General features: G+C 69.6%; 10 protein-coding genes. 4 read left to right on the top strand and 6 right to left on the bottom strand.

From position 1 onward, the window contains the following. Positions 1–155 precede the first annotated feature (155 nt). Both J8I35_RS01955 and J8I35_RS01950 read left to right on the top strand, forming a co-directional pair. Positions 156–773 (top strand): hypothetical protein, encoded by a 618-nt coding sequence (locus J8I35_RS01955; RefSeq protein ID WP_209924313.1) that lies wholly within the window; start codon positions 156–158, stop codon positions 771–773. A gap of 88 nt (positions 774–861) precedes the next feature. Beyond that, positions 862–1,026, top strand: a complete 165-nt coding sequence (locus tag J8I35_RS01950; protein ID WP_185624992.1) for a hypothetical protein — start codon at positions 862–864, stop codon at positions 1,024–1,026. A 141-nt stretch (positions 1,027–1,167) separates the two neighbouring features. On the opposite strand, the gene J8I35_RS01945 is transcribed toward J8I35_RS01950, so the two are convergent. Then, complete coding sequence (locus J8I35_RS01945) at positions 1,168–3,546, bottom strand: exo-beta-N-acetylmuramidase NamZ domain-containing protein (RefSeq protein WP_185624991.1); 2,379 nt, start codon at positions 3,544–3,546, stop codon at positions 1,168–1,170. Between the two features lie 109 nt (positions 3,547–3,655). Next, on the bottom strand, positions 3,656–4,132 hold the full coding sequence (locus J8I35_RS01940; RefSeq protein ID WP_209924497.1) for a carboxypeptidase regulatory-like domain-containing protein: 477 nt from the start codon (positions 4,130–4,132) through the stop codon (positions 3,656–3,658). A gap of 410 nt (positions 4,133–4,542) precedes the next feature. Here J8I35_RS01940 and J8I35_RS01935 point away from each other — a divergent pair, with 410 nt between their 5' ends. Next, positions 4,543–5,031, top strand: a complete 489-nt coding sequence (locus tag J8I35_RS01935; RefSeq protein ID WP_209924496.1) for a lecithin retinol acyltransferase family protein — start codon at positions 4,543–4,545, stop codon at positions 5,029–5,031. A gap of 64 nt (positions 5,032–5,095) precedes the next feature. Here the strand turns inward: J8I35_RS01935 and J8I35_RS01930 are convergent, their stop codons facing one another. Both J8I35_RS01930 and J8I35_RS01925 read right to left on the bottom strand, forming a co-directional pair. Beyond that, positions 5,096–6,352: a putative glycoside hydrolase gene (locus J8I35_RS01930; RefSeq protein ID WP_209924312.1), complete on the bottom strand. Its 1,257-nt coding sequence runs from the start codon at positions 6,350–6,352 to the stop codon at positions 5,096–5,098. Further along, complete coding sequence (locus J8I35_RS01925; RefSeq protein ID WP_124555393.1) at positions 6,345–7,139, bottom strand: polysaccharide deacetylase family protein; 795 nt, start codon at positions 7,137–7,139, stop codon at positions 6,345–6,347. The genes J8I35_RS01930 and J8I35_RS01925 overlap by 8 nt, the downstream gene beginning before the upstream one ends. 268 nt (positions 7,140–7,407) lie before the next feature. Between J8I35_RS01925 and J8I35_RS01920 the strand changes: the two genes are divergently transcribed. Continuing rightward, positions 7,408–9,012 carry a bifunctional aminoglycoside phosphotransferase/ATP-binding protein gene (locus J8I35_RS01920; RefSeq protein WP_209924311.1) on the top strand — a complete coding sequence of 535 codons (1,605 nt, stop codon included), beginning with the start codon at positions 7,408–7,410 and terminating at the stop codon, positions 9,010–9,012. A gap of 129 nt (positions 9,013–9,141) precedes the next feature. Here J8I35_RS01920 and J8I35_RS01915 read toward each other — a convergent pair whose 3' ends face one another. Together J8I35_RS01915 and J8I35_RS01910 are read right to left on the bottom strand one after the other, a co-directional pair. After that, on the bottom strand, positions 9,142–10,401 hold the full coding sequence (locus tag J8I35_RS01915) for a nitrate/sulfonate/bicarbonate ABC transporter ATP-binding protein (protein ID WP_209924495.1): 1,260 nt from the start codon (positions 10,399–10,401) through the stop codon (positions 9,142–9,144). A gap of 120 nt (positions 10,402–10,521) precedes the next feature. After that, positions 10,522–12,255 carry an ABC transporter permease subunit gene (locus J8I35_RS01910; RefSeq protein WP_209924310.1) on the bottom strand — a complete coding sequence of 578 codons (1,734 nt, stop codon included), beginning with the start codon at positions 12,253–12,255 and terminating at the stop codon, positions 10,522–10,524. Between the last annotated feature and the right edge of the window lie 173 nt (positions 12,256–12,428).

Genomic DNA, 12,428 nt, shown 5'->3' with positions numbered 1-12,428 from the left:
TCTAGGAAACGCCGCGGTTCGACCGTTGACCTGCGTCACGGCGAAGCGCGTCACGCACAAGGCCGGCATGGGGCGTTGCTTGACGTGAGTCAAGCGGCCGGCGCCTTTCGTCAGCACAATCGAAGCGTGACGCCGGAGCGCCTGGGATCGATATCGTGCTGACGCTGGCTGTACTCTTCGTGCTGATTCTTCTGCTGAATCTCATGCCGGCGTTCGCGCCGCCCACGTGGATGGCGATGTCGTGGGTCGGGTTCAACCTGCCCGACGGCAATCCGCTGGTCTTTGCCGTCGTGGCGGCCGGCGCGGCGACCATCGGACGCGTCATTCTGGCGACCTTCGCCCGGTCGCTCGTGCGCTCCCGCTGGATGCGGGACGCGGATCGCGAGAACATCGACGTCGCCACGCACTGGCTGCGCAAGCACCGGACGCTCACCGCCGGTGCGTTCTTCTTCTATGCGCTGAGCCCGCTTCCGTCGAACTACCTGTTCATCGCATACGGCCTTTCCGGATTGCCGCTCAGGATCATCGCCGCGGCGTTCTTCATCGGCCGTGCCACGACCTATGCGATCTGGGCGCACCTCGGCCGCTTCGCGTCGACCCGGTTGGACCTGGAATCCGGAATCGAAGGCAGTTACCTCGGCGGATACTTCGTCGTCACGCAGCTGGCGTTGCTCGGCGTCGTGTTCGCGTTGATGAAGCTCGACTGGCGCGCGCTCGTCAACGAACGCCGGTTGACGTTCCGGCGCGGCCATCCTCCGCGCGGCGCGGAATGATGGCGCGCATGCGCGCCGTGCCGATCGGCCGCGTCTGCCGCATCGGCCGACCGTTGCCGCTCGTCGTGCAGTCCGTTCGTACACGTAGATGACCGACCCGGTGGCCGCCCCCGTTGCTTCGGCCGGCCATGAGGTTGACCGCATCGGCTATCGGGTGAGCCGGCATGGCTGGCATCTCGCGCAGCTGCCGCACGCCGTCTACGCATTTACGCTGATGCTGCTCGTGTTTGCAATGCAGGTCGCTGCCTTCTGAATCGGAACCAGCGCCCGGCACATTCGGCCTCGTCTCGGCAGACAGCTCCCGCACCGGACCGTTGCAGGCAGCGCGTTCGACATCGCGCGGACGCCGCCGCGCACCTATCGGCGTCACGACCGCCGTCGGTTCGCCATTCGTTCAGTACAGCAGAAACGCGGCCCGCTCACCGGCAAACGCCGTATCCTGAGCATCGACCGCCCGCTCGATCTCGTCGAGCGGGCGCCCTGCTTCCAACATGTCCGCCACCTCGCGCGAGCCGACCGATGTCCGTATCGCGTCGATGCGGAACTGCGCGGGATAACGCCGGCGCAGCGCCAGTGCGAGCGCCAGCCCGAGCTTGCCCGGCCGCGTGGCGGCGGGCGACCGTTCGATGCGCACGCCTTCGCACACGCTGCCCCGATACGGCCCTTCCGTCGGCACGAATCTGACCGGCGAGAACGTTGCATCGAGCCGCATCGCGCGAAGATCGTCCGCCAGGCGACGCGCGTCGATCCACGGTGCGCCCACCACGCTGAATGGCGTCGCCGTGCCGCGCCCGACACTGATCGCCGCCCCCTCGATGAGTCCGGTCTCCGGGTACAGCGCCAGCGCGGCGCCGTCGCGCAGGTTCGGCGATGGCGGCACGCGGCCGAGCCCGGTATCGTCGAAGCGCATCGCGCGTACGTAGTTCGCCATCGGCACCACGGTCAGCGCGGCGCCGATATGCAGGCGGTCGTTGAACAGCCGTGCCAGTTCGCCGAGCGTCATGCCGGGCTGCAGCGGCAACGGGTAATAGCTGGTGAACGTCGCCGGCCCGGCATCGGCCACGGGACCGCCGAATACGTCGCCGCCCAGCGGGTCCGGCCGATCGAGCACGAGCACCGGGCGATGCGCGGCGGCGGCGGCTTCGAGCGCGTAACCGAGTGTGGCCAGGTACGTGAAAAAGCGTACGCCCGCGTCCTGCAGGTCGATCACCAGCACGTCGGCATCGGCGAGCAACGCGGGCGCGATCCTGCGGCGCTCGCCATAGAGGCTGTGAACGACCAGACCGGTCGCGCCGTCGAGCGTGTCGCCGAACGTTTCGTCGACGTCGGTGCCGAGCCCGTGCTCGGGCGCGAACAGCGCGACGAGCCGCGCGTCCGGCGCCTGCGCGAGGAGGTCGACCGTGCGCCGGCCGAGCCGGTCGAACCCGCTGCGGTTCGTGATGAGCGCAATGCGCTTGCCCGCCACGGCGGCGAAGCCGCTCGCCGCGAGCACGTCGATGCCGGCCAGTACCGGCCCGCGCGATACCGGCAGCCGAGCCGCCCGCGCGACGGTCGCCGCCATCTCGGGCACGCGCGTCGCAATCCGCGACGACGTCGCCGGCGCGGTCCCGCTCGATACGATGCCGAGCACGAGCGCGCGCAGCGGCGTCGCCGTGCCGGTTTCGTCGGGATACAGGCGGCTCGTCAGCACGATCGCGAAGCGGCGGGTCACGGGATCGATCCACAGTGCCGTGCCCGTGTAGCCGAGGTGCTGCAGCGCGCCGACCGGCGGCAACCGGTAGCGGTTCGCCACGAGCGGCGGCCCCACCGCCCAGCCGGGCGTGTGCGGGTCGCCTTGCGCGTCGAGCGTGGCCGGTGTCTCGAGCACGGCGACGCTGCGGCGCGCCAGCACGCGCACCGGTCCGAGCGCGCCGTCGTTCAGCAGCATGCGCGCGAAGCGCGCCAGATCGTCCGCACTCGCGAACAGGCCCGCGTTGCCGGCCACGCCGCCCATCGCCGCCGCGACCGGATCGTGCACGCGCCCGCGCAGCAGGCGGCCGTCGCGCACGATGGTGGGCGCCACACGCGGGCGCAGCGGCGCCGGCGGCCGGAACGCGGTGCTCGCCATCCCGAGCGGCGCGAACACGTGCGCGACACACCACACGTCGAGCGGCCGGTGCGACACGCGCTCGACGATCTCGCCCAGGGCCACGTAGTTGACATCGCTGTAGCGCACTCGTGTGCCGGCCGGGGCGTCGGGCGTCATCGCGACGATGTCGGCGAGCACGGCGGCGCGGCCGCGCAGCGCGCGGGACGACGACAGGCCAGCCGGCAACCCGGACACATGGGCGAGCAACTGGCGGATCGTGATGCCGGCCTTGCCGCGTGCACCGAACGCGGGCCAGTAGCGCGCGGCGGGCGCGTCGACGCTCAGCATGCCGCGCTCCGCGAGCTGCATGATCGCAACCGCCGTCGCCACCGGCTTGGTCAGCGACGCGAGATCGAAGACGGTATCGACAGTCATCGGCTCGACGTGATCGCCGCTCACGCGCAGGCCGCGCGCGACGCGCACCCGCACGCCGGCGGCGTCGCCCGTCACGACCACCGCGCCGGCAAGATGGCCGTCCGCGATCTCGCGTACGGTCGCCTCGTCGATCGCGGTGGCCTGCGGCGCTGCGGCGGACGTGTCCGGCTCCGCTCGCACACCGGCCGATGCGAGCGCGAACAGCAGCGCGCCGATCAGCGCGGCGGCGCACGGGAATCGTCGCGATCGAGCGCGTTTCACTGCATCCATGCCATTTTGCCGACAGCAGCGGCGATGGCGATCTGCACGCGGATGACGGCTGGGCCGATGTCGAAAACGCCTCGCACCGCCGAGCTCGTCCGCGCCGACCGCAGCGTGGCTAGCGGTCCGGTTGCGCCTGCGGGCCGGCGCACCCGGTACACAGCCGCATCGTCCCGCGCCGGTCAGGGTCGTGCCACGAAAAGCGCACATCGACGCCCCCCCGCGCCGGGACGACGACGTGCCGGACTTCCTGAACGGCCCGGTCGTGTGCGGACACGGTGTATCTCCCCGGCGGCACGCGCGCGAACAGGAATGGCCCGTTCGTGTGAACGTCGAGAATCGTCGACTTGCCCGACGACAGCGAGACATCGACATCGGAAAGATACTGGCCGGACTTCGATGCGAACGTGAGCCGCAGGTTGTATCGACGCGCAACGTCGCGAAACGCGATGACCTCGTCCCGGCCGATTCCGCCGGTGATATAAGCCACACCGTTGCGCACGACCGGTTCGGTCGACGTGTCGGCCAGCGCATTCGTGCCGACATTCAGCAGGCAGGCTGCCAGCAGCAGCATCTTCACGGTTGTGGTGCCCATCTTCGCTCTCCTGATTGACCACGCACGTCGCACATGCGTATCGAGGACGATGCCAGCGTCGCGCGAAACGACAATCTCCCGTTGACGCATGTCAAGTGCGCGGCGAAGCGAACGCCGCCGGAGGCGGCATCGCGATACAACCATCGCGCCCCCTCCCGAGCGGCGCGGCAAGCCCGGACACCCGGGGGTTCCGGCTCCGGACGTCGCGATCGGCCGTGACGGCTGTCAGCCGATATTGCAGCGCTCGTCGGAAATTTCCGACACGGTGGCCCGACGCCGGACAGCAAGCTCAGGCCACGCTGATTGTCCCGCGCGGCGCCGCCGCCAATACTGGAGACGTGACAGGACACAACGTGTTTCGCGGCCGGGGCGCCGTTCTTTCGCCCCGCCGCCGGATCGAGGAGCTGGCGATGATTCAATCGACCGCAGCGCGCGCCGACGACGCCATGCCGAATGGCGAGCCGCCGGTCGGCGCCCACCTTGTGACCCGTCGCCACGGCTATCTGCATCACGGGATCTACGTCGGCGACGGCAACGTGATTCACTACGCCGGATGGTCGCGCCAGCCGAGCGGCGGCCCGGTCGAAATCGTGACGCTCGACGGCTTTCGTGCCGGTTTCGGGTTCGCCGTCATTCGCCACGCGCGCACGCCGTACGACGGGATGGAAGCAGCAAGCCGCGCGGCCTCCCGCCTGGGCGAATGCCGCTACCGGCTGCTCACGAACAACTGCGAACACTTCTGCCTGTGGTGCTTGTTCGGCGTCGGGCGCAGCGAACAGGTCGCGTCTTGCCTGCGCAACCCCGTGCATGGTGTGGCGGTCGCGGTCACGCTGATCGCGTGCGTGCTGGTCGCACGATGGCATCCTGCGGCGGCCGGGCGCGCATGCCCGGCTCCATAGTCGGCCCGGCATCGGCTGCCATGCCGTCGCCTCGTCGATCGCGACCTTGATCCGGACCGGCCGGTCAGCGCGGCAACGCGTCCGGATCGTAGCGATTGCGCGGGTTCCACAGCATCCAGCCATCCGTGCCTGCCGCATCGGCCGCGTCGACCTGCGCGCGAATCTCGTCGGCATCGAACAGCCGGCGATCGAATGCGTAGTCGCGAAACGCCTGGAGCCACGGCCTGAACCGGACACCATCCAGCCCGGTGCGGCGCTTCGCCTCCTCCAGCGACCGCGAAACGATCTCGCCCGGATGCTCGGTCGGTTTCCGGCAACCGGGCAGGCCCCACGTGAAGCCGGACGGATACAGCATCGGCGACACGTAGTCCACCACCGGCACGAGCGCATCGAGCCGCTGTCCGATTGCCGTATCGTCGGCATTCCAGCAGACGTACCCGAAGATATCGGCCGACAGGTAGAGGTTGTACGGCTGCAGCCGCGCACGCGCGCCGGTGAGGAATCCGCTGATCGCCGCGACCCGGTTGGCCTCGGTATTCGGCTCGGCGAACCGCAGGCCGTTGGCATCGGGAAACCGCAGGTAGTCGAACTGGATTTCGTCGAAACCCATGCGGGCCGCCTCTTCGGCGACATCGTAATTGTGTTGCCAGGCCGCACGCGACGTCGGGTCGATCCAGCGCTGATGCTCGCGGTCCTGCCAGACCTCGCCGGCCGCGTCGCGCACGGCCCACTCGGGATGAGCGCGCGCGAGCGGATCGTCCTTGAACACGACGATGCGCGCGATCAGGTAAAGGCCGCGTGCGTGGAACGTCCGCAGCAGGTCCGGCAGATCGGGCGGATGAACGATCGCGCCGGATACATTGTTCGTCGCGCCGGAAATCTCGCGCGCCTGGCTGCGATAAGGCGTCACGCCGCTGTCGCCCTTCACGTCGATGACGAGCGCATTGATCGCCGTCTTGTCCTGGAGAGCCAGCGCCGCGTCGCGCAGCGTGCGATCCGCGACGCCGTATGCCGACAGGTAGACCGCTTTCGGGCGCATCGGCATCATCCGGAACGTGTGCGCGACCGCGGCCGGCGTCAGCGTGACTTCCGTTCGCGCGTAGCCCGCCGCGCGCACGCTGACGCGTGTCCCGCTCGCATCGAGCTCCAGTGAAAACGCGCCATCGCGATCCGCGGTCCGGGTCACGCCCGCCGCGTGGCCGATTGCGCCGGCCAGCGGGCGCCCATTCGCGGCGTCGACGACGGTGATCGCGACCGGCGCCGCCTCGACGGCGAAACCGGCGAGCGACACGAGCAGACAGACGAACAGGCGCTCAATCACGGTTGCCTCCGGCGGTTCTCAGCAACCCGTTCATGCATCGCGTACCGCACGCGTCCGTCATCAGATAGCGCGGCAGCGCCATCGCCGGATCGGCGACACGAACGGGATGTGCATCGAGCGTGAACGCCGCGACATAGCCTTCGCGAGCGGCGAGCGCATCGGTCTGCGCATCGTGGACGCCGAACGGCCAGGCCAGCAGCCGGACCGGCTGGCCGGTTTCGGCCTCGAGCCGTGCACGCGACCGGCTCAGCTGGAACGACACGAAACGCCGGTAGTCGTCCGGCGCGAGCCGGGCGCGCTCGGTACGGAAATTCGGATGCCAGACCGTATGCGACTCGATGTCGAATCCGCCGGCGCGCCCGAGCGTGCGAAGTTGGTCCCACGTCATCGCGTAGCGGGCATTGGAGATGGCCGACGGATAGATGAACAGCGTGACCGGCACCGGATGCGCCGCCAGCAGCGGGCGCAGCACCTCGTACACGGAGCGGTGACCGTCGTCGACCGTGAGCGCGACCGCGCGCGCCGGCACGGCATCGCGCTGGCCGTCATGCCAGCGTACGACGTCGGCGAGCGGCACGATGCGGTAGCCGTTCGCCTCGATCGCCTGCAACTGGTCGCGGAACGTGTCGACGCGCACCGTCATCGAATCCAGGCGCGCGGTGGCGAACCGGTGATAGGCCAGGATCAGCACACGCTGCGGTGGCGAAGCGATCGTCGCGACGTCGGCGGACGCAACCGGCCGCGCGCACGACAACAGCAGCAGGCAGGCGAGCAGTCGAAAGGCCATGGCGGATCTCGTGGAGCAGGTGCCCCATTTTTTGCGATCGCGCCGCGCCATCCGCTGAGCCAGATCAACGATCGATCGCGCCGTCGGCGCGCTTGACGCGCATCAAGCCGCAACGGGCGACAGTCGGCTGCAATGGGGGCGTCGCACGCGTGTACCGAACCTGCCGCCCAGGTCCCGCGACATCGAGCACACGGAAACGTGCCGTTTCCGTGGACTAAACCCGCGGGCGCTGCGACATGCAGTCGCCCTGCCCATCGATCCGTTCGCCATGCCGAGAGCGCCACGCCTGCCGTTCACGTCGAGCCGCGGAGCCGCACGACGAAAGACCATGCAATTCGATCGCGCGTTGCGTCGGCCTGCCACCTACCCCCATCCCGCCGGCCGGATCGTACGGATCGAAACACACCTGTCGGTCGTCTATCTGGCGGGACGCTACGCGTACAAGCGCATCAAGCCCGTTCGATTCGCGTTCGTCGATCTCGTCCGCCCCGCGCAGCGTCGCCGCTGCGCGCTGGCGGAATGCACGCTCAACCGGCCGTTCGCCGGCTCGCTTTACCTGGGCGTCTGGCCGATCATGGCGCGCGGCCGGCGCAGCGCCTTCGGGCCGCCCGTGCAAACCGGCGCGCGTCGCCGTCGGCAGCCGGCGGTGCCCGGCGAGTACGTGGTACGGATGCGCCGGTTCGACGCGCAGGCCATGTTGTCGGCCCGCAGCGCATCACACGGCGCCGGGCTGGCGGACGCGGACGCACTCGCGGATACACTGGCCCGCCATCATCTGCACGCGCCGCGCCGTGCGCCGCGCGGCCATCCGGGCAGCACGGCCAGCGTCGTGGCGCAATGCCGGCAGTTGTGCGACACGCTCGACGTCACGGTGCCCGGAGAAGCTGCGCTGCGCCGCTGGTACGAGGCCGAGCTGGCCCGCGTCGCACCGCAGTTCGCCGAGCGGCATGCACGCGGATTCGTGCGGGCGTGCCACGGCGATCTGCATCTCGACAACGTCGTCCGCTGGCGCAACCGTATCCTGATGTTCGACTGCATCGAGTTCGACGACGCGCTGCGCTGGATCGACGTGGCGAGCGATCTCGCGTTTGCGCTGACGGATTATTCCGCCCGCGGGCGAGCCGACTGCGCCCACCACCTCCTGTCCGAATGGCTCGCCCGCACGGGCGATCATGCGGCGCTGGGCGTGCTGCCGTGCTACTTCGTCTATCGCGCGCTGGTGCAGGCGATGACTGCGCGGCTGCGCGGCGACGATGCGGCCCGCCGTCGGCATCTGCGGATCGCGTCGGACATGGCGCGGACACGGCGCGATGTGCGACCGGCATTGCTGCTGTGCCGTGGCGTGTCCGGTTCTGGCAAATCGGTGGCCAGCCGCGCGCTTGCGGCACAGATCGGCGCGATCCGGCTGTCCAGCGACGTCGAGCGCAAGCGCGACGCCCGCGCGCCCGAGCACACCCGGCTGCCCGCTGCCGCTTACTCGGATTCGGCGATCGACGCAATCTACGAAAGACTGCGTGAGCAGGCCGGCGTGGTCCTCGCCAGCGGCTACACGGCGATCGTCGACGCAACGTTCCTGCGCCGGCGCCACCGCGCGGCGTTCATCTCGCTCGCCGCGCAACTCGGCGTGCGCGTCGCGATTCTCGATTTCGTCGCGAGCCGGGCAACGCTCGTCGCGCGTGTCGCGGCGCGGGCCGAGCGCGGGCGCGACGCGTCCGACGCCGACCCGGCCGTACTGGCGCGGCAGATCGACCATGCCGACACGCTGGCCCCGGCCGAGGCCGCGATCGCAATCCGCTTCGATACCGATTGCGACGCCGCGGCATACGGCGACCGCGCATTCTGGGCGCCGTTGTTCGCCGTACTACGTACGTAGCCGCGCGACGTATGGCGCTCGTGGAACGACCCCGGCGTCCCCGGCGGGCGCCGGGCCGGCGATGTTGCGCGCGGAAGCGCCGCGCCCCGATCCGACACGTCGCATCGCATCGGATGGAAGCGCGCCCGGTCAACGGCCGAATGTGCGCGTATGGTCGTCGTAATCGAACAGCCCGGCGTAACGGCCCCAATCGGTCACGACGCGCAGCGCCTGATCCGCGCGGCGCGGATCGAGATGATCCTCGAGTTCCAGTTCAAAGCGCTCGCGAGGCGCGCGATGTTCTGCCCGCTCGCCCAGCACTTCGTCGATATGCGCGGCAAGCGGCACGAACTTGACGACGTGCTCCCGAAACAGGCGCCGCCGGGCCTCGTCGTCGCTGTGCGCGAACACGTGGCCCGCCGCGCTCAGCCGGATGGTGCGGTCGTGCCACTCGGCAAAGGCGAGCAGATGGAGCGCGGCGGCGGTCGGATGGAGCGCGTCGGCCTGCAGCGCGAGCGCCAACGCAATCGTGCCGAGCTCCGCATGGCCGTCGTACGGCGCGGCCGCCAGTGTCTCGACGAACCCGGCGAGATGGTGGCTCGTCACGTCGGGCAGCGTCATCGCCAGCGCGCCGCCGGCCGTCTCGCGGTTCGCCGCCGCATCGGCGATGCGTGCGGTCAGCGTCGCGTAGATCTTGCCGACTATCGCCTGAAAGGCGGGGTCGTGCCGGCTGCGCGGACGCGGCAGCGGCACGTTCAGCGCGGTGTCGATGCGTGCGGGACCGGCGCCGAGCACCAGGATGCGATCGCACATGAGCACCGCTTCCTCGATGTTGTGGGTCACCATCATCACCGATCGGATCGACAGCTGGCGCGCGTCCCACAGATCGAGAAAATCGGTGCGCAGCGTTTCCGCGGTGAGCACGTCCAGCGCCGAGAACGGTTCGTCCATCAACAGCAGGACGGGTTCGCTGACGAGCGCGCGGGCAAACCCGACCCGCTGACGCATGCCGCCCGACAGTTCGCGCGGAAACGCCGATTCGAAACCGTCGAGCCCGATCAGCTCGATCGCGGCAATGGCCCGTGCGCGCACGTCGCGTGGCGGGAGGTTCAGCGCATCGAGTCCAAGCTCGACGTTTTCGACGACGGTCAGCCACGGGTACAGCGCGAAGGTCTGGAACACCACCGCGATGCCGCTGGTCGGGCCGGCAAGCGTTGCGCCGCGATACGCGACCGCGCCCGACGAAGGCTCGACGAGCCCGCCCGCGATCCGCAGCAGCGTGGACTTGCCCGATCCGGAGCGGCCGAGCAACCCCAGTATCTCGCCCTCGCGCAGCGTGAAGTCGATATCGGCCAGCACGTGCAGCGGTTCGCCGGACGGTTTCGTGAATGATTTGCATACGGCGCGCATCTCGAGCACGACCGGCGCTTGCTCCGATGACGGCGCGGCCGCGATCGCAACGTTCGCTTGCTTGCATTCACCGAAATTCGACACGCCAGTCTCCCGCGGGTAAAGGATGGGACTCCGGACTCAATCGAGCCGCGTTCTGCGCTCCGCGAACGCATACATCGGGCGCCACACGAGCCGGTTGGCCGCAATCACGAGCAGCGACATGACGGCGACGCCGAGCGCGATGCGCGGAGAGTCGCCGGCTTCGGTCATCCGCGCGATGTAGGCACCGAGGCCACCGGCATTCAGGCGCGTGCCGCCCCAGCTCACGGCTTCCCCGACGATGCTCGCATTCCATGCGCCGCCGGATGCAGTGATCGCGCCCGTCACGAAATACGGCAGGATGCCCGGCAACATGACGCGACGCCACCAGGTCGACGGACGGACCCGGAAGCATGCAGCCGCTTCGCGCAGGTCGGCCGGAAACGCGCTCGCGCCCGCGATCACGTTGAACAGGACATACCATTGCGCGCCCAGGGTCAGCAACGGGCACAACCAGATGTCGGGTTCGAGACGAAAACGCACGATCGCAAAGACGGCGACCGGAAACAGCAGGTTGGCCGGAAACGCGGCGAGGAACTGTGTGACCGGCTGAACGCGGGCGGCCACGCGCGGCCGAAGACCGATGGCGATCCCGATCGGCACCCAGATCGCCGACGCGATCACGACCAGCACCGTCACACGGACGAAGGTGAGCGCCCCTTCGCCCGCCACGACACGCAGGTCCGTCCAGGTCAGCGTCGCGCGCCCGAGGCTGAACAGCCCGTACACCGCGTACACACATCCCGCGCCGCCAAGCGCGAGCCACAGCGCGTCACCCGCGTGCCGCGGCAGCGCCATCCGGCCGCGCCACGGCCATGTCGCCGCGGGCAGCCGTGCGAGCGCCACGCGGCGCAACAGCATGCCGACCGGGCGGCCCGCGCGGACCATCCATCGCGATCGATGGAACAGGTCGAGCAACCAGTTGCGCGGCGCGACCGCGGGCGCGGCATCGCCATGGCGGAACCGTTCCGACCACGCAACCAGGGGCCTGAACAGCAACTGGTCGTACAGGACGATTGCGATGCTCATCGCGACGATCGCCCAGCCCACCGCGGCCAGGTCGCGGTTCGCGATCGCCTGCGCGACATAGGCGCCCACGCCCGGCAGGTCGACGTGCAGGTTGCCGACCGCGATCGCCTCGGACGCGACCACGAAGAACCAGCCGCCCGACATCGACATCATGGCGTTCCAGACGAGGCCGGGCATCGCGAACGGCACGTCCAGGCGCCAAAAACGCTGCCACGCCGAAAGCCGGAAACTGCGGCTGGCCTCGTCGAGGTCGAGCGGCACCGTGCGCAGCGCCTGGTAGAAGCTGAACGTCATGTTCCACGCCTGGCTCGTGAAGATCGCGAAGATCGCGGCGCACTCGGCGCCGAGGATTCGTCCCGGGAACAACGACAGGAAGAATAGCACCGTCAACGACAGGTAGCCGAGGACCGGCACCGACTGAAGCACGTCGAGCAACGGAATCAGCACCCGTTCGGCCGACCGGCTCCTGGCCGCCGCGGTCGCATAGACGAACGTGAAGACGATCGACGCGAGCAATGCCGCGAACATGCGCGAGACGGTACGCAGCGTATAGCCGGGCAACGCCGCGGGCGACAGCGAGATGGCCGGAGGATGCGCGACTGCGAGCGGGCCTGCCATCTGGTGCGCCGAGATCCCGGCGAGCAGCAGGACGCCGGTGACGATCAGCATCGCGGCGAGATCCCGCCAGCCCGGCGCGGGCAGCGTCCAGCGGCCGCCCCGCAATACCTCCGCATGGTGCTCCACGGTGCCCCTCCCCGTCGATGATGGCGGTTCATCTTCCGGGGCGGTGGGGCGAGCCGGGTTGACCTGCGTCAACCGTCCCGCAGTGGTGGGCGCCCGGCGCGCCACGCGGCGACCGGGCGCTCGGCCGCAACCGTGCGGCGGCGCCGCATGTCCCCGCGCCCGTCGTCGAAACC

The sequence above is a fragment of the Burkholderia sp. CpTa8-5 genome, assembly GCF_017815045.1.
GTDB classification, from domain to species: domain Bacteria; phylum Pseudomonadota; class Gammaproteobacteria; order Burkholderiales; family Burkholderiaceae; genus Burkholderia; species Burkholderia sola.
The sequence above is the reverse complement of the archived record's forward strand: the minus strand, read 5'-3'. Positions and strand labels throughout refer to the sequence as shown.